Source organism: Streptomyces sp. NPDC058295, assembly GCF_042880655.1.
Classification (GTDB): domain Bacteria; phylum Actinomycetota; class Actinomycetes; order Streptomycetales; family Streptomycetaceae; genus Streptomyces; species Streptomyces coriariae.
The window spans coordinates 1-25,792 of record NZ_JBHVYO010000032.1 but is presented as its reverse complement, the minus strand read 5'-3'; the positions used below and the strand labels follow the sequence as shown (position 1 = coordinate 25,792).

At 71.1% G+C, this 25,792-nt stretch carries 26 protein-coding genes; 14 read left to right on the top strand and 12 right to left on the bottom strand.

Going from position 1 to position 25,792, the window contains the following annotated elements; genetic code table 11:
• Positions 1-18: 18 nt before the first annotated feature.
• Both ACFVYS_RS29410 and ACFVYS_RS29405 read left to right on the top strand, forming a co-directional pair.
• Entirely contained in the window at positions 19-885 is an 867-nt protein-coding gene (locus ACFVYS_RS29410) for a biotin--[acetyl-CoA-carboxylase] ligase (protein WP_389506863.1), read from the top strand.
• Between the two features lie 114 nt (positions 886-999).
• Positions 1,000-2,148 (top strand): adenylate/guanylate cyclase domain-containing protein, encoded by a 1,149-nt coding sequence (locus ACFVYS_RS29405; RefSeq protein WP_389506861.1) that lies wholly within the window; start codon positions 1,000-1,002, stop codon positions 2,146-2,148.
• Here ACFVYS_RS29405 and ACFVYS_RS29400 read toward each other — a convergent pair.
• Positions 2,145-2,831: a hypothetical protein gene (locus ACFVYS_RS29400; protein WP_389506859.1), complete on the bottom strand. Its 687-nt coding sequence runs from the start codon at positions 2,829-2,831 to the stop codon at positions 2,145-2,147. The two genes, ACFVYS_RS29405 and ACFVYS_RS29400, sit on opposite strands and share 4 nt — an antisense overlap.
• A gap of 245 nt (positions 2,832-3,076) precedes the next feature.
• Here ACFVYS_RS29400 and ACFVYS_RS29395 point away from each other — a divergent pair, with 245 nt between their 5' ends.
• From ACFVYS_RS29395 to hutH, 3 genes are all read left to right on the top strand, one after another.
• Positions 3,077-3,880 (top strand): enoyl-CoA hydratase/isomerase family protein, encoded by an 804-nt coding sequence (locus ACFVYS_RS29395; protein WP_389506857.1) that lies wholly within the window; start codon positions 3,077-3,079, stop codon positions 3,878-3,880.
• A gap of 95 nt (positions 3,881-3,975) precedes the next feature.
• Positions 3,976-5,118: a diguanylate cyclase domain-containing protein gene (locus tag ACFVYS_RS29390; protein ID WP_389506855.1), complete on the top strand. Its 1,143-nt coding sequence runs from the start codon at positions 3,976-3,978 to the stop codon at positions 5,116-5,118.
• Between the two features lie 84 nt (positions 5,119-5,202).
• A complete protein-coding gene (gene hutH, locus ACFVYS_RS29385; protein WP_389506978.1) occupies positions 5,203-6,741 on the top strand; it encodes a histidine ammonia-lyase in 1,539 nt (512 codons plus the stop codon).
• A 74-nt stretch (positions 6,742-6,815) separates the two neighbouring features.
• Here the strand turns inward: hutH and ACFVYS_RS29380 are convergent, their stop codons facing one another.
• Positions 6,816-7,604, bottom strand: a complete 789-nt coding sequence (locus ACFVYS_RS29380) for a hypothetical protein (protein WP_389506853.1) — start codon at positions 7,602-7,604, stop codon at positions 6,816-6,818.
• A gap of 42 nt (positions 7,605-7,646) precedes the next feature.
• Positions 7,647-8,042 (bottom strand): LPXTG cell wall anchor domain-containing protein, encoded by a 396-nt coding sequence (locus ACFVYS_RS29375; RefSeq protein ID WP_389506851.1) that lies wholly within the window; start codon positions 8,040-8,042, stop codon positions 7,647-7,649.
• A 166-nt stretch (positions 8,043-8,208) separates the two neighbouring features.
• On the opposite strand from ACFVYS_RS29375, the gene ACFVYS_RS29370 reads away from it, so the two are divergent.
• The 5 genes from ACFVYS_RS29370 to ACFVYS_RS29350 all read left to right on the top strand — a co-directional run bounded on the left by ACFVYS_RS29370 (position 8,209) and on the right by ACFVYS_RS29350 (position 13,227).
• Complete coding sequence (locus ACFVYS_RS29370) at positions 8,209-8,508, top strand: hypothetical protein (RefSeq protein WP_389506849.1); 300 nt, start codon at positions 8,209-8,211, stop codon at positions 8,506-8,508.
• A gap of 200 nt (positions 8,509-8,708) precedes the next feature.
• Positions 8,709-9,971 (top strand): Ig-like domain-containing protein, encoded by a 1,263-nt coding sequence (locus ACFVYS_RS29365; RefSeq protein ID WP_362268554.1) that lies wholly within the window; start codon positions 8,709-8,711, stop codon positions 9,969-9,971.
• A 155-nt stretch (positions 9,972-10,126) separates the two neighbouring features.
• Entirely contained in the window at positions 10,127-11,614 is a 1,488-nt protein-coding gene (locus tag ACFVYS_RS29360; protein WP_389506847.1) for an ABC transporter permease, read from the top strand.
• Between the two features lie 46 nt (positions 11,615-11,660).
• Entirely contained in the window at positions 11,661-12,347 is a 687-nt protein-coding gene (locus ACFVYS_RS29355) for an ABC transporter ATP-binding protein (protein ID WP_389506845.1), read from the top strand.
• An 88-nt stretch (positions 12,348-12,435) separates the two neighbouring features.
• A complete protein-coding gene (locus ACFVYS_RS29350) occupies positions 12,436-13,227 on the top strand; it encodes a group II truncated hemoglobin (protein WP_389506843.1) in 792 nt (263 codons plus the stop codon).
• 197 nt (positions 13,228-13,424) lie between these two features.
• Here ACFVYS_RS29350 and ACFVYS_RS29345 read toward each other — a convergent pair whose 3' ends face one another.
• Positions 13,425-14,324 carry a helix-turn-helix domain-containing protein gene (locus tag ACFVYS_RS29345; RefSeq protein ID WP_389506841.1) on the bottom strand — a complete coding sequence of 300 codons (900 nt, stop codon included), beginning with the start codon at positions 14,322-14,324 and terminating at the stop codon, positions 13,425-13,427.
• Positions 14,325-14,498: 174 nt separating this feature from the next.
• Here ACFVYS_RS29345 and ACFVYS_RS29340 point away from each other — a divergent pair, with 174 nt between their 5' ends.
• Positions 14,499-15,539 carry an NAD(P)-dependent alcohol dehydrogenase gene (locus tag ACFVYS_RS29340; protein ID WP_389506839.1) on the top strand — a complete coding sequence of 347 codons (1,041 nt, stop codon included), beginning with the start codon at positions 14,499-14,501 and terminating at the stop codon, positions 15,537-15,539.
• A 188-nt stretch (positions 15,540-15,727) separates the two neighbouring features.
• Here the strand turns inward: ACFVYS_RS29340 and ACFVYS_RS29335 are convergent, their stop codons facing one another.
• The 3 genes from ACFVYS_RS29335 to ACFVYS_RS29325 all read right to left on the bottom strand — a co-directional run bounded on the left by ACFVYS_RS29335 (position 15,728) and on the right by ACFVYS_RS29325 (position 18,513).
• Positions 15,728-16,543, bottom strand: a complete 816-nt coding sequence (locus tag ACFVYS_RS29335) for a hypothetical protein (RefSeq protein WP_389506837.1) — start codon at positions 16,541-16,543, stop codon at positions 15,728-15,730.
• 92 nt (positions 16,544-16,635) lie between these two features.
• Complete coding sequence (locus tag ACFVYS_RS29330; protein WP_389506835.1) at positions 16,636-17,757, bottom strand: serine hydrolase domain-containing protein; 1,122 nt, start codon at positions 17,755-17,757, stop codon at positions 16,636-16,638.
• Between the two features lie 60 nt (positions 17,758-17,817).
• On the bottom strand, positions 17,818-18,513 hold the full coding sequence (locus ACFVYS_RS29325) for a DUF4389 domain-containing protein (RefSeq protein WP_389506833.1): 696 nt from the start codon (positions 18,511-18,513) through the stop codon (positions 17,818-17,820).
• A gap of 479 nt (positions 18,514-18,992) precedes the next feature.
• Here ACFVYS_RS29325 and ACFVYS_RS29320 point away from each other — a divergent pair, with 479 nt between their 5' ends.
• Both ACFVYS_RS29320 and ACFVYS_RS29315 read left to right on the top strand, forming a co-directional pair.
• Positions 18,993-19,448 (top strand): DUF5707 domain-containing protein, encoded by a 456-nt coding sequence (locus ACFVYS_RS29320; protein WP_389506831.1) that lies wholly within the window; start codon positions 18,993-18,995, stop codon positions 19,446-19,448.
• A gap of 167 nt (positions 19,449-19,615) precedes the next feature.
• The gene (locus ACFVYS_RS29315; protein ID WP_389506829.1) at positions 19,616-20,212 is read left to right on the top strand and encodes a S1 RNA-binding domain-containing protein; all 597 of its coding nucleotides are present in this window, start codon (positions 19,616-19,618) and stop codon (positions 20,210-20,212) included.
• A 26-nt stretch (positions 20,213-20,238) separates the two neighbouring features.
• Here ACFVYS_RS29315 and ACFVYS_RS29310 read toward each other — a convergent pair whose 3' ends face one another.
• Complete coding sequence (locus ACFVYS_RS29310) at positions 20,239-20,985, bottom strand: hypothetical protein (protein ID WP_389506827.1); 747 nt, start codon at positions 20,983-20,985, stop codon at positions 20,239-20,241.
• A gap of 12 nt (positions 20,986-20,997) precedes the next feature.
• Between ACFVYS_RS29310 and ACFVYS_RS29305 the strand changes: the two genes are divergently transcribed.
• Positions 20,998-21,624, top strand: a complete 627-nt coding sequence (locus ACFVYS_RS29305; RefSeq protein WP_389506825.1) for a DUF4291 domain-containing protein — start codon at positions 20,998-21,000, stop codon at positions 21,622-21,624.
• A 147-nt stretch (positions 21,625-21,771) separates the two neighbouring features.
• On the opposite strand, the gene ACFVYS_RS29300 is transcribed toward ACFVYS_RS29305, so the two are convergent.
• The 4 genes from ACFVYS_RS29300 to ACFVYS_RS29285 form a co-directional block, all read right to left on the bottom strand.
• Positions 21,772-22,872 (bottom strand): AI-2E family transporter, encoded by a 1,101-nt coding sequence (locus tag ACFVYS_RS29300; protein WP_389506977.1) that lies wholly within the window; start codon positions 22,870-22,872, stop codon positions 21,772-21,774.
• Positions 22,873-23,176: 304 nt separating this feature from the next.
• Positions 23,177-23,776, bottom strand: coding sequence for a DUF4291 domain-containing protein (locus tag ACFVYS_RS29295; RefSeq protein WP_389506823.1), 600 nt, complete (start codon positions 23,774-23,776; stop codon positions 23,177-23,179).
• Between the two features lie 90 nt (positions 23,777-23,866).
• Positions 23,867-24,583 carry a peptide-methionine (S)-S-oxide reductase MsrA gene (gene msrA / locus ACFVYS_RS29290; RefSeq protein ID WP_389506821.1) on the bottom strand — a complete coding sequence of 239 codons (717 nt, stop codon included), beginning with the start codon at positions 24,581-24,583 and terminating at the stop codon, positions 23,867-23,869.
• Positions 24,584-24,894: 311 nt separating this feature from the next.
• The coding region (locus ACFVYS_RS29285) for a hypothetical protein (protein WP_389506819.1) at positions 24,895-25,792 on the bottom strand (898 nt) is incomplete at its 5' end.

The window sequence follows — 25,792 nt, the reverse complement described above, 5'->3', positions numbered from 1 at the left end:
ACACCTAGGGTGGCTTGCATGACACCGCGAGATGCAGCAGACGAGGGCGGCAGCCGGTGGTCCGATCTGGACCGGCCGCCCCTCAACGCCCCGGCACTGCGCCGGGCGCTGGTACGGGAGGGCGGGCTGTGGTCGCAGGTGGACGTGGTGCAGAGCACCGGTTCCACCAACTCCGACCTGGTCGACGCGGCGAGTGCCGGCCGGGCGCGTGAGGGCGCGGTCCTCGTCGCCGAGGAGCAGACCTCGGGACGCGGGCGGCTGGACCGCCGGTGGACCGCGCCCCCGCGTTCCGGGCTGTTCTTCTCGGTACTGCTCACCCCGAGCGAGGTGCCGGTGGCCCGCTGGGGCTGGCTGCCCCTGCTCACCGGGGTCGCCGTGGCGACGGGACTCTCCCGGGCGGCGGGCGTCGACACGGCACTCAAGTGGCCCAACGACCTGCTGGTGACCGTCGGGGGAGAGGAACGCAAGGCGGGCGGCATCCTCGCGGAGCGCGCGGGTCAGGAGGCGGTGGTCGTCGGAGTCGGCCTCAACGTCACCCTGCGCGCGGACGAGCTCCCGGTGCCGCTGGCGGGGTCGCTGGCCCTGGCCGGCGCGCAGAACACGGACCGGGACCCGCTGCTGCGGGGCGTTCTGCGCTCCCTGGAGGAGTGGTACGGGCGCTGGCGGGCGGCCGGCGGCGACCCGGCGGCGAGCGGTCTCCAGGAGACGTACGCGGCCGGGTGCGCGACGCTGGGACGAACGGTACGGGCCGAACTGCCGGGAGACCGGTCGATCGTCGGCGAGGCGGTCGCGGTCGACGGGGACGGACGGCTTGTGATCGCCACGAAGGAAGGGGTACAGGAGCCGGTGGGCGCGGGAGACATCGTGCATCTGAGGCCGGCGTGACCGAACGCCGGGTGACGTGACCCCGCCGAACCGGACGGAGTGAGCTGGCGCACACCTGCCGTAGAGTTGAGGCCGGTCGATACCTGGCCGCGGAAGATCGGAAGGGCAGCAGGCGTGACCGTCGACGACACGGGCTCCGGCGCGGGCGCGGACGGCCGGGGAAACCTGCCGGCCGAGCCGGGTGAGCCGGGCGACCCCGGAGAGGACCCGCATCCTCTCGCCCTGCGCCTCGAACAGCTCATCCTCGGTGCCGAGCGGCGTTACACCCCGTTCCAGGCCGCCCGCAGCGCCGGTGTCTCCATGGAGCTGGCGTCGCGTTTCTGGCGGGCCATGGGATTCGCCGACATCGGGCAGGCCAAGGCGCTCACCGAGGCGGACGTCCTCGCCCTGCGGCGCCTGGCCGGTCTCGTGGAGGCGGGGCTGCTGAGCGAGGCGATGGCCGTGCAGGTGGCGCGGTCCACCGGGCAGACCACCGCCCGTCTGGCGGAATGGCAGATCGACTCCTTCCTGGAGGGGCTGACCGAGCCGCCCGAGCCGGGGATGACCCGTACCGAGGTCACGTATCCCATCGTCGAGCTGCTGCTGCCCGAGCTGGAGGAGTTCCTCGTCTACGTCTGGCGCCGGCAGCTCGCCGCCTCGGCGGGCCGGGTCGTCCAGGCCGCCGACGACGAGGAGATGGTCGACCGGCGGCTGGCCGTCGCCTTCGCGGACCTCGTCGGCTTCACCCGGCTGACCCGGCGGATGGAGGAGGAGGAACTCGGCGAACTCGTCGAGGCCTTCGAGACGACCGCCGCCGACCTGGTCGCCGCCCGCGGCGGACGGCTGATCAAGACGCTCGGCGACGAGGTGCTGTACGCGGCCGACGACGCGGGCATCGCGGCCGACATCGCGCTGCTGCTCGTCGAGACGATGAGCAACGACGAGACGATGCCCGAACTGCGGGTCGGCATGGCGTTCGGCACGGTCACCACCCGGATGGGCGATGTCTTCGGCACGACGGTCAACCTGGCCTCCCGGCTGACGTCGATAGCTCCCCGGGACGCCGTCCTCGTCGACAGCGCCTTCGCCGAGGAGCTGATCCGCACCGGCGACGCCCCGGCCTCGGAGGCGGAGGCCGCCGAGGAGGCGGCCGCCGCCGAGAAGGAGGGCGAGGAGCCGCCGAAGTACCGCTTCGCGCTCCAGCCGATGTGGCAGCGGCCGGTGCGCGGTCTCGGCGTGGTCGAGCCCTGGCTGCTGACCCGACGCAACGACACCGACGGCTAGAGCCTCGGTACGGCGGCACCCAGCGGGTCCACGCAGAGGCCGATGACGGGTACGCAGACGCCCGGCTGACGTGGCTCGTCGGGCTGCTCCGGCCGGGGCGCGGGTGCGGCCGTGGTGGGGGCGGGTGCCGGTGTTCGCGGAGGCGAGGTGGGCCGCGGGGCGGCGGTCGTGTCGGGCTCCGGGGAGCGAGGCGCCGGCGCGGGCGCGGCCGGGGTGTAGGTGGTGCCCGGGGTGAGGGCGACGGACGTAGGCGCGCCGGGGACGCCCGGGACCAGGCCTGCCTCGGGTGCCGGGGCGGTGCCCGCTCCGCCCATCGCGCTGGGTGCGGTCGGCGTCGGCACGACCGGGGTGGACGGGCCGGCCGAGCGCTCGGCGTCGGGCTCCGTGTCGGCGGCGGTGTCGGCGGCGGTGTCGGTGCCCGCGACGGGTTCGGGCCGGGGTTCGGCCCCCGCGGTGCCGAGACCGCCGGCGCCGCCCGGGTCGGGGGTCAGCCGGACGAGGCTCAGCACCCCGGCGGCCAGCGCGAGGCCGCCGGCGGCGAACAGCACCTTGCGGGGGCGGGGACGGCGGTGCCGGCCCCGGGGGCGCGGGGCCCACAGCCCGCCGGTCTCCCCGGAGGCCGCCCCGTCCTGCGCAGCCGTCTCGTACGGCCCGGTCCACATGCTCACCGGCGTGCTCGTCATCGCGTTCTCTCCCCGGTGCGGTCGCGCCCCCGATGCGCCGGGGCGGACGCACGTTATGCGCTCCCGTGGGCGTTGCGGGGGGAGTTGGGCGGCATGTCACCCGAACGGGTAGCCGGGGCCCGGATACGGGAGGTTCAGGGGGCCGGTCCGCTCTTTCGTCTCCCGGTCCCGGCTGCGATGATCGGACGAGCGTTGTTAACCCGCGTTAACCGGAGGGTGTCGTGAGCGGTGTCGGGAGCGGTGACATGAGCGAGGAGCGGTTCGGGGAGTTCGTCCTGGTGCGGCGGCACGGGGACGGCGGGCACGTCGCCGAGCTGGTGCTCGACCGGCCGAAGGCCATGAACGCCGTCTCCACCGACATGGCCCGGTCGATCGCCGGGGCGTGCGCGGCGCTGGGCGGGGACCGGGACGTGCGGGTGGTGGTGCTGACCTCGACGCACGAGCGGGCGTTCTGCGTCGGCGCCGACCTGAAGGAGCGCAACTCCTTCAGCGACGCCGAACTGCTGCGGCAGCGGCCGCTCACCCGTGCCGCGTACACCGGGGTGCTGGAACTGCCGGTGCCCTCGGTCGCGGCGGTGCACGGCTTCGCGCTGGGCGGCGGCTTCGAACTGGCGCTGGCGTGCGACGTGATCGTGGCCGACGGGACGGCCGTGGTCGGGCTGCCGGAGGTGTCGGTGGGTGTGATCCCCGGCGGCGGCGGGACCCAGCTGCTGCCGCGCCGGGTGGGGGCGGCCCGGGCGGCCGAGCTGGTGTTCACGGCGCGCCGGGTGGCGGCGGCCGAGGCCCGGGACCTGGGTCTGGTGGACGTCCTGGTGGAGGACGGGCGGGACCGGGAGGAGGCGCTGGCGCTGGCCGCGCGGATCGGCGGCAACTCGCCGGTGGGCCTGCGGGCGGCGAAGCGGGCGCTGCGGCTGGGGCAGGGGCTGGAGCTGCGGGCCGGGCTGGAGATCGAGGACGCGGCGTGGCGGTCGGTGGCCTTCTCCGGGGACCGGGCGGAGGGGGTGGCGGCCTTCAACGAGAAGCGGAAGCCGCAGTGGCCGGGCGAGTGAGCGGACGGTGGGCGACACGCGGCCGGAGGTGCGCTCATCACTTTCAGTGACCCTTCGGTGTCCCCTTTCGGGCTGAATGTCCCTAGCCTGGAGAGATGGGTGAGGACCGACGCCTGGTGGCCGTGGTGGCGCTCGCGCAGGGTATGGCGGCCGCGCACACCCCCCGTGAGTCGTGGCGCGCGGCCGCGCTCGGGGCCTGCCGGGCGCTCTCCGGAGGCTTCGCCGCGCTCTCGGTGTGGGAGCGGGACCTCGGGCGGCTGCGCGTCCTGGTGAACGTGGGGGACCGGGCCGCCGACGAGGACGAGTTCCCGGACGGGGAGGCCTATCCGGTGCACCAGTTCCCCGAGATCACCGAGTTCCTGCACGAGCGCTGGGTGGCCGGCGGGGAGCCCAACGCCTGGGTGGAGACGGCCCAGGGCCCCGCCGCCGGGCGCCCCGGCTACTGCCATCAGCGGGTCGCCGCCCTGCGCCGCAGGGGCCGTGGCTCCTGTGTGGTCGCGCCGATCGTGCTGCACGGCCGTGCCTGGGGGGAGCTGTATGTCGCCCGTTCCGTGGGCACCCCTGTCTTCGACCGGGCCGACGCCGACTTCGCCACCGTCCTCGCCGCCGTCGTCGCCGCCGGGCTCGCCCAGACCGAGCGGCTGGAGGAGGCCCGCCGGCTCGCCTTCACCGACGCCCTCACCGGTCTGGCCAACCGCCGTGCCGTCGACGTACGGCTGGAGGAGGCGGTCGAGCGGCATCGCGCGGAGGGGGTCGTCGTCAGCCTCGTGGTGTGTGACCTCAACGGGCTGAAGCGGGTCAACGACACCCTCGGGCATGCCGTCGGGGACCGGCTGCTGGAGCGGTTCGGGTCGGTGCTGTCGCTGTGCGGGGCCATGCTGCCCGGCGCGCTGGCCGCCCGGCTCGGCGGCGACGAGTTCTGTCTGCTGGCCGTCGGGCCGCTCGCCGACGAGGTCGTGAAGGTCGCCGACGACCTCTGCCGACGGGCCGGTGAGCTGGAGCTCGGTGAGGGAGTGGCCTGCGGGGTCGCCTCCACCGAGGACCCCATCGGGCCGGTGTCCTCCGCGCGCCGGCTGTTCCGGCTGGCCGACGCCGCCCAGTACCGGGCCAAGGCCGTACGGGCCGCCCGGCCGGTGGTCGCCGGGCGGGAGGGTCCCGACGACCCCGTCGTACGCCTCGCCGACGAGCCCTCCCACGAGCGGACCGCCGAGCGGCGGCGGTTCAGGGGGCGGCGTTGAGGATGTGACCTATTCGGTAAGGGGTGAACCCGGTACCCACTGGTGACATCCCGGTCTTCACTGCGTACGCTCCTGAATATGGATATGCACACTGTGGTGGTGGGGACGTCCGGCGTGACCGCGTCCGACGTGCTCGCGGTGGCGCGCGGCGGCGCCCGGATCGAGCTCTCCGGCGAGGCGGTGGCGGCCCTCGCCGCGGCCCGCGAGATCGTGGACGCGCTGGCGGCCAAGCCCGAGCCGGTCTACGGCGTCTCCACCGGGTTCGGCGCCCTCGCCACCCGGCACATCAGCCCGGAGCTGCGCGCCCAGCTCCAGCGCAACATCGTCCGCTCGCACGCCGCGGGCATGGGCCCGCGGGTCGAGCGCGAGGTCGTCCGGGCGCTGATGTTCCTGCGGCTCAAGACCGTCTGCTCCGGGCACACCGGCGTGCGGCCCGAGGTCGCGCAGACCATGGCCGACATCCTCAACGCCGGCATCACCCCGGTCGTGCACGAGTTCGGCTCCCTCGGCTGCTCCGGCGACCTGGCCCCGCTCTCGCACTGCGCCCTCACCCTCATGGGGGAGGGCGACGCGGAGGGCCCGGACGGCGTCGTACGGCCCGCCGGCGAGCTGCTCGCCGAGCACGGCATCGCCCCCGTCGAGCTGCGCGAGAAGGAGGGGCTGGCGCTCCTCAACGGCACCGACGGCATGCTCGGCATGCTGGTCATGGCCCTCGCCGACCTCGACATGCTCTACAAGTCCGCCGACGTCACCGCCGCGCTCAGCCTGGAGGCGCTGCTCGGCACCGACAAGGTGCTCGCCCCCGAGCTGCACGCCATCCGCCCGCACCCGGGGCAGGGCGCCTCGGCCGCCAACATGCTGGCCGTGCTGGCGGGTTCGGAACTCACCGGCCACCACCAGGACGACGCGCCCCGGGTCCAGGACGCCTACTCGGTGCGCTGTGCCCCGCAGGTCGCCGGCGCCGGCCGCGACACCATGGCGCACGCCCGGCTCGTCGCCGAGCGGGAGCTGGCCTCGGCCGTCGACAACCCCGTCGTGCTGCCCGACGGACGGGTCGAGTCCAACGGCAACTTCCACGGCGCGCCGGTCGCCTATGTCCTGGACTTCCTCGCCATCGCCGTCGCCGACCTCGCCTCCATCGCCGAGCGGCGCACCGACCGGCTGCTGGACAAGAACCGCAGCCACGGCCTGCCGCCGTTCCTCGCGGACGACGCCGGCGTCGACTCCGGGCTGATGATCGCCCAGTACACGCAGGCCGCGCTGGTCAGCGAGTTGAAGCGGCTGGCCGTACCGGCGTCCGCCGACTCCATCCCGTCCTCCGCGATGCAGGAGGACCATGTGTCGATGGGCTGGTCCGCGGCCCGCAAGCTGCGCACCGCCGTCGACAACCTCACGCGCGTGATCGCCGTCGAGCTGTACGCCGCCGGCCGCGGTGTGGAGCTGCGCGAGGGGCTCACCCCGGCGCCGGCGACGCGTGCGGTCATCGAGGCGGCGCGCAAGGCGGGCGTGCGGGGCCCCGGCCCGGACCGGTTCCTCGCGCCCGACCTCGCGGCGGCGGACGCCTTCGTGCGCGACGGCGGGATCGTCGCCGCGGTGGAGACGGTCACCGGACCGCTCCGCTAGCGCGATCCGTCAGCGCGAAAGGGCCCCGCCGCACGGATGCGGCGGGGCCCTTTCGACGCGTGTGCGTCGGCCGGTTACTTCAGCTTGGCGACCTGCGCGTCGACCACGGCCGCCGGGACGGCGCCCATGTCGCCGCCCTTCGACATCGCGGCGAAGTTCACCGTGTAGAACGAGGCGACGGTGTTGCCCTTGCGCACCACCTGGGTGTGGAAGGTGGCCGTGCCCGCGCCGTCCATGTCCACGTCCGCGGCGAAGGTCACCGCCTCGTCACCCTTCGCGGCGCCCTTCTCCGCGACCACCTTGGTGACCTTGGTGGTCTCCCCCTCGGCCGTCAGACCGTAGCCGCCGGCACAGGCCGTCACGCCGTCGGAGACGGCCTTCATGGCCTTCTCGGCGCCGTCGCCCTCGTACGAGGAGAGACCCACGAACGTCATGTCGACGTCGAAGGCGTCCGCGAAGTCCTCCGGCTGCACGGTGGCACCCGACGCCTTGTCCTCCGAGACCGTGTTGCTGGCGTTCGCGTCCGTGTCGCCCGGGGCGAGAGCGGCCGTGGCCCAGGCGAGCGGGTCACAGGCCGGCTTGTCGGTCTTCACCGCGGTCTTGGAGGCCGGCAGGGTGTCGTCGCCCGACTCGGACTTGTAGCCCTTGAGTTCGCCCTGCGCGAGCAGCAGCTTCTCCAGCTCGGCGGAGGTGAGCGCCTTCGCGGCCGGAGCCGACGAGGAGGAACCGGCGGACGTGGAGGCGGAGGCCTTGGAGTCCGCGGAGTCCTTCGACCCGTCGTCCGAACATGCGGTGAGGAGGGAGAGCGACAGTGCGCCTATTGCGGCGGTGGCGCACAGCCGTGCCCCCGGTGATCTCTTCATGAGCGAACTATGAAGAGCCTGTCAAAGAACAGTCAAGTTGATTCAAAAACCCAGACGTTCCCGGCGAACGGAATACACCACGAAGCCCGCGCCGAGCGCGAGGAGCGTGGTTCCGCCGACGACGTAGGGAGTCGTGTCGAAGCTGCCGGTGTCGGCGAGCCGGGTGCCGTCGTCGACCGTGGTGTCGGTCGCCGTGTCGGCCGCTGTATCGGCTGCCGTCCTGGCCGTGGTCCCGGTCGTGCCGGCGGCGGTGCTGGTGTCGGCGGCGGTTTCGGTCGTGGTTGTCGACGCGGCCCGTGCCTGGGTCGTGATCTGCGTCGTCGTGCCCGTTCTGGCCGAGGTGTCCTGGGACGCGTTCGCGGACGGGACGAACCACAGGGCACCCAGCAGGGTCCCCGCGGCGGTGGCGGTCAGCAACGAACGTCGAGCGGATGACACGGAATATCGATCCCCTTGTGGCGCTGGCGAATTGGCCGTGTGGTCCGATGCTAATGAAAGTCGCGGGTCGCGGGAAAGTTGCGGGAGCTGTGAGCCGTACGCTCCGGCCATGAGTACTGAAGAGACATCACGTTTTGTGCGGATCCGAGTGGATATTCTCCTTGAGGTGCACGACGAGGACGCCGTGACGACGGCGGCGCTGCGGCGGATCGCCGACGACGCGGAGCTCCCGGACGCCGAGCGGGCGCATGCCGAGGGCGCTGTGACGGAGGACACCGCGGAGGCTCTCGCCTATCTCGTCGACCCGTTCGACCTGGTCGGTGAGGTGCCCGGGGTGGAGCTCCAGCAGGCCTCCTGGTCCAGCGAACGGATCGACTACGACCCGGATTCGCCGGAGTGGGACCTCGACGAGGATGATGTCGACGAGGATGACGAGGCGGACGGCGAAGAGACGCGCATCGGCTGAGCGTTCCGGGAAACTCGTCACCCCGGACGGCAACCGCCGACCGGGGTTTCGTCGTCTCACCAGGCGCACGAACCGACACCCGCATCATCCGCGCCACGAACGTGGCGTGCCCCACACCTTCGGGAATGTGGAACGGGGGGAACCGGTCGTAGCGTTGATGTTCTTGACGGGGACTCTCTGGGTTCTGGCAATCGGCAACGATGGAGAAGCGTGTGATGACGGACAGTAGGCGGCGCCGAGGTCTGATGACCGCGTCCGCACTGCTCGGCGGTGTTCTGGTGCTCTCTGCGTGTTCCGGCGGCGACAATGACGCCTCCGACGGCGGAGGCGGCTCCTCGCAGGCCAAGGCCGACGAGGCGGCGGCCAAGAAGTCCTCCGAGGCCCAGATCAAGATCACGCCCGCGGACGGCTCGGACAACGCCTCCATCAACAACTCCGCGGCCGTCACGGTGAGCAAGGGCACGCTCACCACGGTGACGATGACCACCTCCGAGGGCACGGCCGTCGAGGGCGCACTCTCCGCCGACAAGACCAGCTGGAAGCCGAACGCGCAGCTCGAGCGCTCCACCACCTACAAGGTGGCGGCCGAGGCCAAGGACTCGGGCGGCCTCGTGGCGCACGAGAACGCCTCCTTCACCACGGTCTCCCCGGACAACAGCTTCATAGGCAACTTCACGCCGGACGACGGCTCTACCGTCGGCGTGGGCATGCCCGTGTCGATCAACTTCAACAAGGAGATCACCAACAAGGCGGCCGTCCAGAAGGGCGTCACGGTCACCTCCAGCAGCGGCCAGGAGGTCGTCTGCCACTGGTTCTCCACCCAGCGCATGGACTGCCGTCCCGAGGACTACTGGAAGGAGAACTCCACCGTCACGCTGAAGCTCGCGCTCGACGGGGTGGAGGGCGCCGACGGTGTCATCGGGGTCCAGCAGAAGACGGTCACCTTCAAGGTCGGCCGCAACCAGGTCTCGTACGTCGACGCGAAGACCAAGCAGATGAAGATCACGCACAACGGCGCGGTCATCAAGACCATCCCGATCTCGGCCGGCTCGCCCGACAACAAGACGTACGAGGGCCAGATGGTGATGTCGGAGATGTTCAAGGAGACGCGCATGAACGGCGCGACCGTGGGCTTCACCGATGACGACGGCAAGGGCGAGTACGACATCAAGGACGTGCCGCACGCCATCCGCCTCACCAACTCCGGCACCTTCGTGCACGGCAACTACTGGGGCGCCAAGTCCGTCTTCGGCTCGGTGAACACCAGCCACGGCTGTGTGGGTCTGTCCGACACCAAGGGCGCCAACGACACGGGCACGGCGGGCTACTGGTTCTTCACCCACTCCATCGTGGGCGACGTCGTGGTGGTCAAGAACACCGGCGACAAGACCGTGTCCCCGGACAACGGCCTCAACGGCTGGAACATGGACTGGGCGCAGTGGAAGGCGGGTTCGGCCGTCTGAGGTAGTTCCTGACGGTCGGTTCGACAGTCCACCCACAGCTTTCCGGTGCCGCCCCCAGGGGCGGCACCGGTGTTTCCGGGGTTGATCACAGCCTTCTCATCGTTCTCTTATTTCGGCCTTATCCCTTCATCACGCGCGGTACCTACCGTGCGGCCATGTTCTTCACCTACCTGAGGCGCGAACTGCGCCGCCGTAGAAAAGCGGCCCTCGTCGTCGCCTCCGGGCTCGCGCTGGGTATCGCGCTGGTCATCGTGGTCACCTCCGTGTCCTCCGGCATGGGGAAGGCCCAGGACAAGGTCCTCCAGTCCCTGTACGGACTGGGTACGGACATGACGGTCACCAAGGCCGCCTCGCCCACCGCGAGCGCCTCGGACCGGCCGCGCTTCCAGTTCGACGCGCAGGACAACGACTCCGACGCGGAGCAGAGCACCGACCGCGTCATGGTGCAGGGCTTCCAGACCCTGTCGACCGCGACCGTCACCAAGGTCGGCAAGCAGGGCGGTGTCTCCGACGCGGTCGGCGGACTGAGCCTCCAGGTCCTCAAGGTCGACGGCCAGTTCACCCGCGGCCAGTTCCAGCAGAACGACAACGCGGGCGGAGCCGGCGGCCAGCAGGGCGGCGGCGCCGGTGGCAACGGCGGCGGCAACGGCCAGCCGCAGGGTGAAGTCCAGGGCGGCGGCGCCAACTTCGACGTCAACAGCTACTCCGTCTACGGCACCGACGTCACCGAGCCCGCGCTCGGCCCGCTGACCTCCTCGACGATCACCAGCGGCCGCACCTTCAAGACCACGGAGAACAACGGCAAGGTCGCCGTCCTCGACTCGGCGTACGCCAAGGAGAAGTCGCTCAAGGTCGGTTCCACGCTGACCATCAGCAAGGTCAAGTTCTCGGTGATCGGTATCGCCACGGCCGACAGCGGTGACGCGGCCGCCAACGTCTACCTTCCGCTGACCCAGGCTCAGACCCTCAGCGACTCCAAGGACAAGGTCACGACGATCTACGTCAAGGCGACCGACTCCCAGAAGATCGACAGCGTCAAGTCGACGATCCAGAAGAACGTCTCGGGCACCACGGTGACGACCTCCGCCGACCTCGCGGACACCGTCTCCGGCTCGCTCTCCACGGCCTCCTCGCTCGCCACCAACGTCGGCAAGTGGCTGTCCATCGCGGTTCTGATCGCCGCCTTCCTGGTCGCCGGTCTGCTCACCTCCTCGGCGGTCTCCCGCCGCGTCCGTGAGTTCGGCACGCTGAAGGCGCTGGGCTGGAAGTCCGGCCGGGTCACCCGGCAGGTCGTCGGCGAGGCCATGGTCAACGGCCTGCTGGGCGGCGCCCTGGGCATCGCCCTGGGCCTGGGCGGCGCGTACGTCGTGACCGCGATCAGCCCCACCCTCCAGGCCCAGTTGGGCGGCGGCGGTGGCGGCGGGGGCCAGGGCGGTCCCGGCGGCGGTGGCGGCGGCTTCGGCGGTGGCGGTCGCCAGGCGGCGGCCAAGACCCTCGACGTGGCGCTGACGGCGCCGGTGAGCGTCACGACGGTGGCCGTCGCGGTGGGTCTCGCCGTGGCCGGCGGTCTGATCGCCGGCGCGTTCGGCGGCTGGCGCGCCTCCCGGCTGCGCCCGGCCGACGCACTGCGCCGCGTCGAGTAGCCGAACCGCCCCACCCCTCATACGCACACCAGGAGTTGTTGTCCCCATGTACGAACTCAGAGGCGTCACCAAGCGCTACACCCGGGGCAAGGAGACGGTCCACGCCCTCGCCGGCGTCGACCTGACCATCCCGGACGGCGACCGGCTCGTCATCCAGGGCCCCACCGGCGGCGGCAAGTCCACGCTGCTCCAGATGATCGGCGCGCTCGACCGGCCGTCCGAGGGCGCGATCGTCCTCGACGGCGTCGACCTGGCCAAGCTCTCCGAAGCCAGGCTCACCAAGGTGCGCAGCGAGAACATCGGCTTCGTCTTCCAGTCCTTCAACCTCATCCCGACGCTCAACGCGCAGGAGAACGTCGAGACGGCGCTCGTCCCGCTCGGCGTGAAGGTCAGGGAGCGGCGCGAACGGGCCGCCGAGGCGCTGAAGTCCGTCGGCCTGGGAGAGCGCCTCGGACACCTGCCGTCCGAGATGTCCGGCGGCCAGCAGCAGCGCGTCGCGATCGCCCGCGCGCTGGTCAAGCAGCCGAAGGTGCTGCTCGCCGACGAGCCCACCGGCAACCTCGACGAGAGCATGCGCGACGAGATCATGGACGTGCTGCACACCATGTGGGAGGAACACGGGCTGACCTTCATCATGGTCACCCACGACTCCTCGATCGCGAAGAAGGCCCCGCGCGTGGCGACGATCCGCAAGGGCAAGATCACGGTGAAGGAGAACGCGCCGTCGGCCTGACGGGCGCGGGACACCGGTTCGCTGAGCGCTGAGCGAACGCCCGCCGGAAGACGAGCCTCCGGCGGGCCGTTCGTGCTTGCGTGGCCCCATGACGGCACCCGAGACAAGCACGCCCCGCACCACGGTCGAGTACATCCGGTACCGGATCCCCGAGGAGCGGTCCGCGGAGTTCCTGGCCGCGTACACCCGAGCCGCACGTGAGCTCGCGGCCTCCCCGCACTGCGTCGACTACGAACTCGCCCGCTGCGAGGAGGACTTCGGCCACTACGTCCTGCGGATCACCTGGACGTCGACCGAGGACCACCTCGAGGGCTTCCGCACCTCGGACCTGTTCCCCGCCTTCCTCGCGGAGATCCGCCCGTACATCGGGCACATCGACGAGATGCGGCACTACAAGGCCACCTCGGTGCGCGGGACGGGCTCCGCCGTGCCCACGCTGTACGACTGGGCGGGCGGCGCGGAGGCCTTCGCCCGGCTCACCGAGGCCTTCTACGCCAAGGTGCTCCAGGACGACCTGCTCGCGCCCGTCTTCGCGGGCCTCGCCCCCGAGCACGCCGAGCACGTCGCCCTCTGGCTCGCGGAGGTCTTCGGCGGCCCGCAGAGCTACTCGGCGACCCAGGGCGGCCACAGCCACATGGTGGCCAAGCACTTCGGGCGGGACATCACCGAGCCCCAGCGCCGCCGCTGGGTGAACCTCATCCAGGACGCGGCCGACGAGGCAGGTCTGCCGACCGACGCCGAGTTCCGTTCGGCGTTCCTCGCCTACGTGGAGTGGGGCACCCGGCTCGCCGTCCACTTCTCCGGCCCGGACGCCAAACCACCGGCCGAGCAGCCGGTACCACAGTGGGGATGGGGCGCGGCTCCGCCGTACCAGGGCTGAGAACCGGGGGCACCTTGCTGAGTACGGGGTACCTCAGCCCGTCCGGCTGTTGGGCGGGGGCATCTCGTCGAGCATGGGGCATCTCAGCCCGTCCGGCGGTTGAGGAGGAGGCCCCTTCAGGGCCGAAGCGGGGGTCTGGGGGCGGCAGCCCCCAGGGGGCGGCCCAAGGGAGGGGCCCCACCGGCGAGGGCGGGGTCTCAGGCGGACGGCGCCTGAGACCCCGCCCTCGCCGCGTCCACGCCCCAGCTCGCCAGCAGCCGCAGCGCCTCCGCCGAGGCCGATCCCGGATCCGCGTGATACGTCACCATCGTCTGCTCGCCGTCGCCCGCCAGCCTGAACCCTTCGAAGTTCAGGGAGAGTTCGCCGACCAGCGGATGCCTCAGCAGCTTCACGCCGTGGCTCTTCTCCTTGACGTCGTGGGTGGCCCACAGCCGCCGGAAGTCCTCGCTCTTCACCGACAGCTGGCCCACCAGCGCGGAGAGCCGCGGGTCGTCCGGATAGCAGCCCGCGTCCATGCGCAGGGCGCAGACGATGTCGATCGCCTTCTGCTCCCAGTCCACGAAGAGGTCCCGGTAGTCGGGGCGCAGGAAGACCAGCCGGGCCCAGTTGCGCTCCGCCGCCGGCAGCTCCGCCCAGTCGCCGAAGACGGCCGCCGCCATCCGGTTCCAGCCCAGGATCTCGGTGCGCCGACCGATGAGGTACGCCGGCACCGAGTCCATCGTGTCCAGCAGCTGCCGCAGCGGGCCCCGCACCTGCTGCGACGGCGCGGCCTGCTTCTTCTTGTGCTTCGGCTTCGCCAGGTGGGTGAGATGCGCGTGCTCGGCGTCGGAGAGCCGCAGCGCCCTGGCGATGGAGTCCAGCACCTCCGCCGACACGTTCCGCCCGTTGCCCTGCTCCAGGCGCGTGTAGTACGCCACCGAGACCCCGGCCAGCTGCGCCAGCTCCTCGCGCCGCAGCCCCGGCACCCTGCGGTGCCGCCCGAAGTCCGGCAGGCCCACGTCCTCCGGCTTCAGCCTGGCGCGCCGGGTGCGCAGGAACTCGCTGAGCTCGGCACGCCGGTCCAGGGGGGCGCCGGGAGGTTCGGGGTGTTCGTCCATGCCGTCCAGTATTCCCGGTCGTACGCACACGAGCCTGACCCCGCCAGTGGTAGGCACAGCAGACGTACGCAGAGGCGTGACCTGGGTGAATGTTGCGCGATGGGGCAGGCTGAACGTCGTACCCGGCCGGAAGGCAGGCCGGAACACGAACCCCCCCGCTAGGAGATCCCGGGCATGACCACCGTTGCCGCGTACGCCGCACCCTCCGCCAAGGCTCCGCTGGAGCGCACGACGATCGAACGCCGCGCGGTGCGCGAGTTCGACGTCCTGATCGACATCGAGTTCGCCGGAATCTGTCACTCGGACATCCATCAGGCCCGGGAGGGCTGGGGCGAGGCGATCTTCCCGATGGTGCCCGGTCACGAGATCGCGGGCGTCGTCTCCGAGGTGGGCCCCGGTGTCACCCGGTTCGCCGTCGGCGACCGCGTGGGTGTCGGCTGCCTCGTCGACTCCTGCCGTGAGTGCGACAACTGCAAGGCCGGCCTGGAGCAGTACTGCACCGGCGGCAGCGTCGGTACGTACAACGCCGTCGGCAAGGACGGCGAGCCCACCTACGGCGGCTACGCGCAGAAGATCGTCGTGGACGAGAACTACGTCGTCCGCATCCCCGACGGCCTCTCGCTCGACGTCGCCGCGCCGCTGCTCTGCGCCGGCATCACCACGTACTCCCCGCTGAAGCACTGGAACGCCGGCCCCGGCAAGAAGGTCGCGATCCTCGGCATGGGCGGCCTCGGCCACATGGGCGTCAAGATCGCGCACGCCCTCGGCGCCGAGGTGACCGTCCTGTCCCAGTCGCTGCGCAAGAAGGAGGACGGCCTGAAGCTGGGCGCCGCCCACTACTACGCCACCAGCGACGAGAAGACCTTCGAGGAGCTGCGGGGCACCTTCGACCTCATCCTCTCCACGGTCTCCGCCCCGCTGAACCTGGACGCCTACCTGTCCCTGCTGAAGACGGACGGCGCCTTCGTGAACGTCGGCGCGCCCGAGGAGCCCGTCGCCCTCAACCTGTTCTCGGTGATCGGCGGCCGCAAGACCCTCGCCGGCTCCGGCATCGGCGGCATCCAGGAGACCCAGGAGATGCTGGACTTCTGCGCCGAGCACGGCTTCGGCGCCGAGATCGAGCTGATCAGCGCCGACCAGATCAACGAGGCGTACGAGCGGGTGCTCGCCAGCGACGTCCGCTACCGGTTCGTGATCGACACGTCGACGATCTGAGGGCCTTCGCGGATCTCGTGATGGCGCTCGCGGACCTCGTGGCGGTCCCCGCGGACTCGTGACGGCGCTCGCGGACTCGTGACAGTCCCCGTCGACCTCGTGACGGTCCCCGTCGACGGCGTACAGGCCTCGCGGCCTTCCGACCGTGAGTGGGCCCCCGGCGCGTCGCGCCGGGGGCCTTCCCGGGTTCAGGACACGGGGAACGACTCGCCGTCGCCGTAGGACCGGACGAGGACTCCGCCGCCCGGAGCGGGACGCACGGAATGGGCCCGGCCGCGCCCGGCCACCCGCGCGCGGGCGTCGCTGCCCTCGCCCCCGACCTCCACCAGTGTGTTCTCGTCGATGGCCACCCCGTGCGCCAGCCGTCCGGCCGCCACGACGGCCGCCAGCCGCCCCAGCGTCCCCCACTGCGCGGCATGGTTGTCCACCCCGAACGGCACGAGCCCCAGCCCGGGCCGGACATCGAGCTCCTCGAGATCCTCCGCGGTGTCCGGCGGACACACGGCGACCCCGTCCACCAGCCACCCGCCGACCACCGCGTCCCGCGCGGCCATCGCGGCTCCCGCGGAGAACCCGGCGTACGGCAGTCCGCGCTCGCGGAGCAGGGCGGACAGCGGGCCGGAGGACTCGGCGAACGCCTCCTGATACGCGGGCGTCAGCCCGCCGCAGACGAACACCCCGGCGATGTCCTCGGTCACCGCGCCGATCTCGAACCGCTCTCCGATCGGCACCAGCACAGGCACGGGCGTGCAATCCCCGGCCTTCCGCAACGCGACGTCGTACCGGGCGAACTGCTCGGCCCCGTCGCCCTCGTCGACGATCACACAGAGGACGCGGGGCGCCGACCCGGCGCCGGATCCCCACGCCTTCGACGCCACCGACGCCTCCGACGCGGCGCGGGCCGCGCGCAGGAACGGCCTGTGCACGACGTCGGCGACCGTCTCCTCCCACCCGCCGCCGATCAGGAACACCCGGCCACCACTGCTCTTCGTACCGCTGCTCACGCGCACTTCCCCCCAGGGGTCACGGATCATGGCTCTTGGACGACTCGGGCCAGTAACTCACGAGGGGCGGCCGGGTTCGGCCGGTTCGTGCCTCAGCCACCGGCCCGGAGCCCCTGGAGACCGTCGTAGGCGGCCATCAGGATGTCCAGCCCCCGGGTGTCCTCCGCCGGTTCGCGCATCTGGTTGGTCACGTAGGCCACCACCGCGCGGGCCTCCGGGTCGATCATGACCGTCGAGCCGCCCCAACCGCCCCACCCGTAGGTGCCGCCGAACCGCCCGTAGCCCAGACCCCAGCTGATCGGCATGCCCAGGACGCGGTCCTCGCCGCTGAACTGCTCCTCCCAGGCCCGGTCACAGCCCGCCCGGGACAGCAGCCGCACCCCACGCACGGAGCCCCCGCAGGCCATCGCCGACTGGACGAGGGCGACCGAGCGGGCGTTGCCGAAACCGCTCGCCGCCGGGATCTGCGCCCGCCGCCAGGCCACGCTGTTGCCGTCGCGGAGCCGGATCGCGGTCGGGGTGGCCGTCACGGTCCGGGCCACGTCGCTGCGGGCCGCGCCCGCCGTGTAGTCCTCGTCCTGGAACGGCGGCGGGACCGCGAGTGCCACCCGGTGATCGTGCTCGGCCGGCAGCCCCATCCGGAAGTCCGCGCCCAGCGGTCCGGCGATCTCGTCGGCGAAGAACTCACCCGGGCTCCGGCCGGTGATCCGGCGCACGACCTCGCCCACGAGGAACCCCTGGGTGAGCGAGTGGTACCCGGCCGCGGTGCCCGGCTCCCACTGTGGAGCCTGCGCGGCCAGTCGTGCCGTCGCGGCCGACCAGTCGTAGATGTCCGCCACCGGGCCGTCCCAGTCGGGCAGTCCGGCGGTGTGCGAGAGCAGGTGCCGTACCAGCACCGTCTCCTTGCCCGCCGCCGCGAACTCCGGCCAGTACCGGGCCACCGGCGCGTCCGGATCGAGCTCGCCCCGGTCGGCCAGGACCAGCGCGCACAGCGCCGTCATCGTCTTCGTGACGGACCAGACGTTGACGATCGTGTCCTGCTGCCAGGGGACATCGCGCGCCGCGTCGGCGAACCCGCCCCAGACGTCCACCACCGGCTCGCCGTCCACGAAGACGGCCACCGAGCCGCCGACGTCCCCGCCGTCCAGCAGCGCGGCCAGCGCGCTGGGTACGGCGGTGAACAGATCGTCGTACGAGCCCTGGATGTCAGCCATGCCCGCCATTGAGCCCCCACGGGACGGCCGGAGGCAACCGAATTCCGGCGCCGGCGGGCGCTACCGTCCGGGCCCGCCCACCGGGGCCCCGGCCTCTGCGGGCGGGGACGCCTGTGCGCCCATGTCCAGCCGGAACGGCGGATACGCGTCGGTCATCAGCGCAGCGTAGGCGCCCACCCGCGCGACCCAGCGGGCCAGGCCGATCAGGAAGTCGAACAGGTGCACCGGGTAACGGCCGGTGAAGGCCAGGATGATCACGGCGACGAACGAGAGGTAGAAGACGAGCCCGCCCCCGTGCCAACCGTCCGTCCCTCCCCAGCCCCAGCCCCAGTCGCCGACGAACATCCCCACGACGATGTACTGCGGGATGGCCAGCAGCCACCACTTCACCAGCACCAGACCGCGCGACAGACGCGCGGGATAGACGACGTCGAAATGCGCCGGGTAGTCGGGCACCTCGGCGAGGGTGAACGGCGGGTACCGGTCGGTACCGAGCGCGGCGTGGGCGTAGTAGGCGACACGCCAGTTCCAGCGCATCACTCCGACGTTGAAGTCGAAGAGCGCCCGGGGATATCGGGCCGTGAACAGGATCGCGAAGAACGCGACGACGGTCACGAAGGAGAACGCGATCCAGAGGAAGAACAGCACGATGTAGTGCGGGATGGCGAGGAACCACTTCACCAGCCACATCCATCTGGACAACCGAGGATCGAGAAACGCCTCGATGCGCACAGGAGACACGGCGACCGGAATCATGGGGACCAGCTCAGTTCCCGGATCATGATCCCAGGCTCGCACAACGCGGGAAGGGCCGCGACCGGGACTGTTTCACGCACCCGAACCCGCTGGAAGACGGGCTGGGCGCTGTGCCGAGGGAGGTCTCGGTGGCGTACACGAGGAGGCCCGCGAAGCGCAGCCACGGGAGCAGACACCCGTTTCAGAGGCGCGTAGCCCGGCCAGGCCTGACCGGTTCCGGGCCGGGTTTGACCGGGGCCCGCCGGGTCCTCGGCCGCCGCGCCCACCGGGCGGCGGAGGACCCGACCGACACCGTCCACGGCATCCGCGATCGGAACCGGCCGGAGCGAACACCTACCTCACCGTCCGGTGGGCTTACTCAGGCCGAGTTGAGTACGCGCGCCCATGCCCGGCGCGTCCCCGAGCGGCGAGCATCGGTGCAGCGGCGCGGGGGTCCGGCGCGCCGGCCCGATCCAGCTGACTCAGTTACGGAGAATCCCATGTCCCGTCGTCGTATCGCTCTGTCCGTCGCCGCCGGTGTCGTCGTCCTCGGCGGTGCCGGTGCCTTCGCTCTCGCCCACGCCGGGGAGCAGCCTCCGGCGCTGGCGGACAGCACCGCCCGCTACACCGCTCCCGACGGTGACCGCGACGGCTCGTTGACCTTCGTCACCGATGTCACGACGTCCTCCGGTGTCAGGAGCGTGAAGGTGCTGGCGTGGCCGGAGAACTCGTCCTTCGCCGAGAACCAGCTGACCACCAAGGACATGGCCGCGGCGGAGCCGGCCGTCTGCGAGCCCTCCGGCAAGGAGACCGTGCGCTGCACCTACACGACCGAGGTCACCGCTTCCGACGCCGAGTCGTCCCCGCGCGGTCCGTGGCACATCGCGGTCCTGGCCACCGCACAGAACGGCACCACGACCCTGAACACCGAGGCATCCGACTTCACCGTCAGGTAGGCGGGCGCGCGGATGACCGAGAGGCGGGAGGCCGGAGGCGGGGAGGGGAGGGGGAGCGGGCGTGAGAGCGGGCGGCCGATGGGAGGCCTCCCTGCAAGGGGCGCGTGCCGTGTCCGCGGGCGAGCGCAGTCCTGACCGGTGCAGCTGTCGCGTGCCATGATCGGTGTATGAGCGAGTACTCCTGGCCTTCTGGAGACGGCAGGTGTCAGGCAGCCGATGCCGCCGCGGCCTGGACCGAGACGGTTCGCTCCCTGCCCGTCGGCACCCCGGTCGCCGGTGAGGTCATCGGGAGACAGCCCTTCGGCGTCTTCCTCTCCCTTGACGGCCGCCCCGAAGCCGTTGGCCTGGCCAGAGTCGACAGGATGCCCAGGTGTATGGAGCTGCCGACCGTGGGGCGGCGTGTCACCGGGGAAGTCGTCTGGCACGCCGAGCACAACCACCAGGTGGGCATCGTGCTCCGCGAGTGGGCTGAACACGAGGACCTGCTCCCCCAGTTCGTCGAGCGGGTCGGCGATGTCGTCACCGGACGTGTCACAAAGATCGCGCCGATCGGATTCTTCGTACGCGTCGCCGACTGTGTGGAAGGGCTTGTTCCTGTCACCGAGCCGGTCGCGGACCTTGCGAAGATTGTCCGCGAGGACCAGGACATACCGGTGCGGATCATCGCTGTCGACCTCGAGGGGTCCCGTGTTCTCCTATCAGCCGAAGGCGTCTCCTGGGATCGGCGAGTCGGGACGCCGGGACCGGCAGGCTGTCGACCCTGACCCCGCCCAGGCGTACGCGACCGCGATCACTTGGTAGCCGCCCGCTTGACGAGCTTGTCCAGCTGTGTCCTGATGATCTCGTCCGGTACGACAGCCGGCCCCGTGCCCCCTGCCCCTCCGGGGCGGTTGGAAGCGTAGAACATGGCGACCGTCGCCCCTTGCCGTACGGCCACCACCGCATAGGGAACTCGGATGGGCTCGTCGTCCTCGCTGAACGCCGCGAGCTGTGTGAGCCGTAGGGACACGGATTCATCGCCGTAGCCGGGGTCGGCCTGGAGTGCGACCTCGTCGTACCGGAAGCCGACCCCGATGTCCAAGAAGGTCTTGCACCGCTTGGCGGCCGTGCGGAGTGCGTCGATCACCCGCGCGGCATCTCCGGCGCCGTGCGACGAAAGGATCATGGATGTTCCGGGGCCGTGCTCCTTCGGGGACATCATCCGGCCGATGCGCGCGGTGGCTGTGAAGCCGCTGCTTCCCCCCGTTGCCTGAACGACGGGCGCGCATTCGTCAGGATCCGCCGTTCTGTGAGACGCCGAGGGAGCAGCCAGGACCTGTTCGACGTCGTAGCCGTCGAGATCCGTGTTCGTGATCGCCACCCGCTCCAGGTCCGCCTTGCCCAACGGCTTGTCCTTTGCGCCGGCCGTCTTGGTCTCTTCTGATGTTGTGTTTGTTCGGGAGCCCTGCCCTGACTCGCATGCGGCGAGCGACAAGAAGGTCATGAGCATGGCAATAGAAATGCCGACCCGTGATTGGCGAACCACTGTCTTCCCCACCCGTTCGACTGTATGAGCGTGCAGATTGCCGCCGGCTCAGAAGGTTCGCCCGAGCCCTCCGCGCCAGCTCAAGGCATTAGGCAGCAGGGTAGATCGTCAGATCATGAGGCGGTACGGGTTTTGGGGCTGAGGGGCGATGTGAGTGGCGCAGTACCGTCGGGAAAGGACTGCGAACCCTGCTTGACATGCATCAAACCCAGCTTCCTGTGGATGATGTACCGCTCCAACTGGGGCACGAGCGCCGGGCAGGAGACCGTTCTTGCCGTCGAGATCGCTCGCGGCGGCTTCGACTGGGCGCTGCGCCACGCCTGCCTGTCGAGCTACGCTCGCGGCCTGCATCCCGATCGCGACACCTGGCAGCGTGAACTCAAGCGCGCACCGGCCCGTGTCCAGTGGGACCCCGAACGCGACCTGAACTTGCGTCCCCTGCCGCACCGCGCGCTGCAACTCGGACTCTCGGGCGAGGCATCGTCGCGCTACGCCGACGAGTGGACCGTGTCCATCAGCGACGTGACTCCACTCGCCCGAGAAATCCGCACACTCGTCAATCGCGGCGATCTGGACTCCGCGACACGACTGCTTCCCCAGGAACAGCGATACCCCGCCGGCGACGAACTGCTCGCCCACCTGCGGCCCTGACCAGCAATCCGAACAGGGGGCCGGGCCGGCAGCGCCCAGGGGTCACATGGCAGCACGGGCCCACCGGGACTGAGGTCAAGCCACTGATTTTCGACCCGCAGTTCACCCCGGTCGGGCAGGAGACCCTCACGGCGTGGATACGCACCCCTAGGACGGGACGGCGGCGCCGGTGTCCGGCGTGTCGGTGTCCAACGGGGACGGCTCTCGGAGTTGCTCGCGCCCGTAGTTCCAGACCACCGCGATCAGCGCGGCGATCGGTACCGCGAGCAGACTGCCCACGATGCCGGCCAGACTGCCGCCCAACGTCACCGCCAGCAGAATCACGGCCGCGTGGAGGCCGAGCCCACGACTTTGGATCATGGGCTGGAACACGTTGCCCTCGAGCTGCTGCACCACGACGATGATGGCCAGCACGATCAGCGCGTCCGTCAGGCCGTTGGAGACCAGCGCGATGAGAACCGCGACGAGACCGGCGAACAGGGCGCCGATGATCGGCACGAACGCGGAGACGAAGGTCAGCACCGCCAGCGGGAGCACCAGCGGCACCCCCACGATCCACAGGCCCAGGCCGATCAGGACGGCGTCGAGCAGTCCGACGGCCGCCTGGGAACGCACGAACGCTCCCAGGGTGTCCCAGCCACGCGAGGCCACCGTCGGGACGTCGGTGGCGAGCCGGCCGGGCAGCTGACGGGCGAGCCACGGCAGGAACCGCGGGCCGTCCTTGAGGAAGAAGAACATCAGGAAGAGAGCAAGAACAGCAGTGACCAGGCCGTTCACCACGGTGCTCACTCCCGTGACGACAGTGCCGACCATGCTGCCGAGGCCGTCCTGCGCGCGGGAGACCGCAGTGTCGAACGCCTTGTTGATCTGCGCGTCACCGATGTTCAACGGCGGCCCGGCGGCCCACTCGCGCAACTTCTGAACGCCGTCGACCACGCCGTCGGTCAGCTCGCCGGACTGGGACGCCACCGGTACCGCGATCAGCGCCACGACGCCGATGGCGATCAGGAGGAACAGCACCGTCACGACCGATGCGGCGAGGGCGGGCTTCCACCCGCGACGACGCAGGAAACGGGTCGGCGGCCAGGTCAGCGTGGTCAGAAGCAGGCCGACCACAAGCGGCCAGACGACCGACCACATCCGGCCCAGGATCCACAAAGTCACCGCGAGCATCAGGAATATGAGCAGCAGCTCGGCGGAGGCACGCGCCGTCGTGCGGAGCGCGGCGCGGGCTTTCGTGGAACTCAACGTGGCAGTCACGGATGCACCCTATGGGTATGCAAGTCATACCGGAATCGCTGCTCACCGTGTGTGGACCCCCGGCACACGAGAGACGCCGAGTGGCGAGGCGTCCCCCTTTCTTGGCGGGCCGGCCTCGAAGCGCGTCCCCTCGGCTGACGAGTCAGGCGTCGGGCGCTCACCCATCGGCTCTCGCCACCCGCTCACCCATCGGCTCTCGCCACGCCGATCGGGGCAGGACACACCGGTTCCGACGAGCCTGTGCTGCCATGTGACCGGTCGGCAGCGATCAACCGTCGGGTGGACCGGCCCGTCATCCCAGTAGGTGGGCAAGAGGTCCGTCTCCAGCGGGATAAGGGCGTTCCTGGGGCAGCAGCCGGGTGGCGGAGTCCAAGTCACCGCTGCTGACGAGGGTGTGGATCTCGCGGGCGAGCGGGGTCACGTCGCGGATGGCGACCGTCCACTCGTCCGCATAGCGTCGTGCGGCCTCACCGGAGAGGCCGAGTTGGAGTGACCGGTACGGCAGGGGCCGGAGGTGCAGGTCCCGCTCCGGGTCCCACTGCACGCGAGCAGGCGCGCGCTTCAACTGACGTTGCCAGGCGGCGCGGTCGGGGTGCACCCCGCGGACGTAGCTGGACAGACAGGCGTGGCGCAGCGCCCACTCGAAACCGTCGCGGGCGATCTCGACCGCGAGGACGGTCTCCTGCCCTTCCTTGGCGCCCCAGCCGCAGCGGTACATCATCCACAGGAAAGACGGCTTGATCCATGTCATCCTGTCCCGCTTCCACGCGGCGGGGAAACGGCCGTCGCGGGCGGCGGGCAGGCCGATTTCCGGGGAGTAGGCCTGGTAGACGGTGATCGTGGATTCCGAGTGGGCCGCACGGATCCTGTGTTGCGGTTGCCGTGCTTCCATGGCGTACAGCGTGGGGTCGGCCGGTTCGGGCGGCCACTGATTTTCGACCGCCGTTCGCCGCGACTGGGAGCGCCGACGGCACCGTGCCGCCTACTTGTCCGTGACCTCCGGCGCCGGAGCGATACCCGTCGGGCAGGACGCCCCCCAGTTCGTCCCCAACGGGTCACTCAGCTTGACCCCCGTCCCGCCGATCCCGCAGTACCCGCCGGGGTTTTTGGCGAGGTACTGCTGGTGGTAGGTCTCGGCCGGGTAGAACGGGCGGTTCCCGGCCGGGAGGATCTCCGTGGTGATCGGGCCGTGGCCCGAGGTGGTGAGGGCCCGTTGGTACGACGTGCGGGAGGACTCGGCGGTCGTCGCCTGGGTCGGGGAGTGGGTGTAGATCGCGGAGCGGTACTGGGTGCCGACGTCGTTGCCCTGGCGGAAGCCCTGGGTCGGGTCGTGGGACTCCCAGAACGTCATCAGGAGGCGCTCGTAGGAGATCACCGCCGGGTCGAAGACCACGCGGACGACCTCCGTGTGGGCGGTCAGGCCCGAGCAGACCTCCTCGTAGGTGGGGTACTCGGTGTGGCCGCCCTGGTAGCCGACCAGGGTCGTCCACACACCTGCCGGCAGCTGCCAGAACGTGCGTTCCGCGCCCCAGAAGCAGCCCAGGCCGAAGTCGGCGACCTCGAGGCCCTCGGGGTAGGGGCCGAGGAGCCGGTTGCCGAGGACGGTGTGGCGGTCGAGGACGGAGTACACCGGAGCCGGACGGCCTTGCAGAGCCTGCTCGGGCGTCAGGAGCTGAGGTGTGTGGCTGTGCGGGAACATGCGGTCTCCAGGGGGCGCTGAATGTCCGTGCGTGCGGACCGTGCGGGCCGTGGGGTCAACAGGCACACGGCCCATCGGATTCCGGCCTGCCTCGGCCCTCCTGCCTCGGCCCTGCTGCCTCGGCCCTCTGCCTCAGCTGCCTGCCCTGGCTCCCTTAGCCTCAGCCTGCCCGCCTCAGCCCGCCCGCCTCAGCCCGCCCGCCTCAGCCTGCCCGCCTCAGCCGCCCGTCTCCGCTCCGTGCCTCAGCCGGCTGCCTTGCTGACCGCCCGTTTCCCGGGCAGTCCGCCCGGCCTCTGCGGGACGGTCCGGGGTCAGTGCGGCAGTGTGGCCGGGCTGCCGCCGTTCGCCTCGTAGCCCGCCACCGCCAGTGCCCGGTAGACCGCGAATTCGCCTGCCGGGTCGTGGGAGAGGGTCCACGGGAGGGCGCCGACATGGCCGTCCACGTGTATGAGCTGGTTCATCGCCTCGGACCAGCGCTCGGCGCGCACCAGGAAGAAGATCAGCAGGTGACGGACGTGCGCCAGCATCGGGTCGTCGGGACGGGCCGCGTGCACCGCGAACAGCGCGCCGTGCATCGCCTTCGTCACGACCTCGCTCTGGTAGAAGCTGCTGACCAGGTTCACCTCGGGGAGGTGCTCGAAGACCGCGAACAGCGGCATGGCCGCGAGGAGGGAGCCCTGGGGGGCTCGCGCGGCGGCCGCCTCCGTGAACGCGTTCGCCAGTTCGCGCGAGCCGTGCCACTTCTCGCACCAGTAGTGCAGGGCCGCCAGATGCGCTCCCATGTGCGCCGGGGCGCGGTCCAGGATCTTCAGCCAGAGCTGCTCGAACTCTTTCTGCTCGTACTGAAGACCGCGGGCCACCGACAACTCGACGATGTACGGGATCGGGTCACCGGGGGAGAGCAGCGCCGCCTGGCCGCAGGCGTCCTTCGCCTCCTCCATGATGATCCGGAAGTCGTCCGTGCCCCGCGTCGACGTCCGCCACGCCTGCTGCACCAGGAACTCGGCGTGCACCGCCGCGCCGCCCGCGTCCTTCGGCGCCTCCGTGCGCCACACTCGCAGCCACTGCCCGCCGGGCGTCTCGCTGACGCCGCCCGGCCGCTGCTGGAGCTCCCGCGCGGCCGCGCCCGCGAAGGCCTGCACGCGCTGCCAGCGCAGCTCGCCCTCCTTCTCCGTGCCGGCCAGCAGCTGCTGCGCGGCCCGGTAGTCC

Bases quoted from the DNA above. Each gene is read 5' to 3' on its own strand.
- ACFVYS_RS29390 (WP_389506855.1), top strand. From the start codon at position 3,976: ATGGGTGAGGACCGACGCCTGGTGGCCGTGGTGGCGCTCGCGCAGGGT.
- ACFVYS_RS29340 (WP_389506839.1), top strand. From the start codon at position 14,499: ATGACCACCGTTGCCGCGTACGCCGCACCCTCCGCCAAGGCTCCGCTG.
- msrA (WP_389506821.1), bottom strand. From the start codon at position 24,583: ATGTTCCCGCACAGCCACACACCTCAGCTCCTGACGCCCGAGCAGGCT.
- ACFVYS_RS29355 (WP_389506845.1), top strand. From the start codon at position 11,661: ATGTACGAACTCAGAGGCGTCACCAAGCGCTACACCCGGGGCAAGGAG.
- ACFVYS_RS29360 (WP_389506847.1), top strand. From the start codon at position 10,127: ATGTTCTTCACCTACCTGAGGCGCGAACTGCGCCGCCGTAGAAAAGCG.
- ACFVYS_RS29350 (WP_389506843.1), top strand. From the start codon at position 12,436: ATGACGGCACCCGAGACAAGCACGCCCCGCACCACGGTCGAGTACATC.
- ACFVYS_RS29305 (WP_389506825.1), top strand. From the start codon at position 20,998: ATGAGCGTGCAGATTGCCGCCGGCTCAGAAGGTTCGCCCGAGCCCTCC.
- ACFVYS_RS29315 (WP_389506829.1), top strand. From the start codon at position 19,616: ATGAGCGAGTACTCCTGGCCTTCTGGAGACGGCAGGTGTCAGGCAGCC.
- ACFVYS_RS29330 (WP_389506835.1), bottom strand. From the start codon at position 17,757: ATGGCTGACATCCAGGGCTCGTACGACGATCTGTTCACCGCCGTACCC.
- ACFVYS_RS29400 (WP_389506859.1), bottom strand. From the start codon at position 2,831: ATGACGAGCACGCCGGTGAGCATGTGGACCGGGCCGTACGAGACGGCT.
- ACFVYS_RS29345 (WP_389506841.1), bottom strand. From the start codon at position 14,324: ATGGACGAACACCCCGAACCTCCCGGCGCCCCCCTGGACCGGCGTGCC.
- ACFVYS_RS29295 (WP_389506823.1), bottom strand. From the start codon at position 23,776: ATGGAAGCACGGCAACCGCAACACAGGATCCGTGCGGCCCACTCGGAA.
- ACFVYS_RS29395 (WP_389506857.1), top strand. From the start codon at position 3,077: ATGAGCGAGGAGCGGTTCGGGGAGTTCGTCCTGGTGCGGCGGCACGGG.
- ACFVYS_RS29325 (WP_389506833.1), bottom strand. From the start codon at position 18,513: ATGATTCCGGTCGCCGTGTCTCCTGTGCGCATCGAGGCGTTTCTCGAT.
- ACFVYS_RS29380 (WP_389506853.1), bottom strand. From the start codon at position 7,604: ATGAAGAGATCACCGGGGGCACGGCTGTGCGCCACCGCCGCAATAGGC.
- ACFVYS_RS29320 (WP_389506831.1), top strand. From the start codon at position 18,993: ATGTCCCGTCGTCGTATCGCTCTGTCCGTCGCCGCCGGTGTCGTCGTC.
- ACFVYS_RS29365 (WP_362268554.1), top strand. From the start codon at position 8,709: ATGGAGAAGCGTGTGATGACGGACAGTAGGCGGCGCCGAGGTCTGATG.
- hutH (WP_389506978.1), top strand. From the start codon at position 5,203: ATGCACACTGTGGTGGTGGGGACGTCCGGCGTGACCGCGTCCGACGTG.
- ACFVYS_RS29410 (WP_389506863.1), top strand. From the start codon at position 19: ATGACACCGCGAGATGCAGCAGACGAGGGCGGCAGCCGGTGGTCCGAT.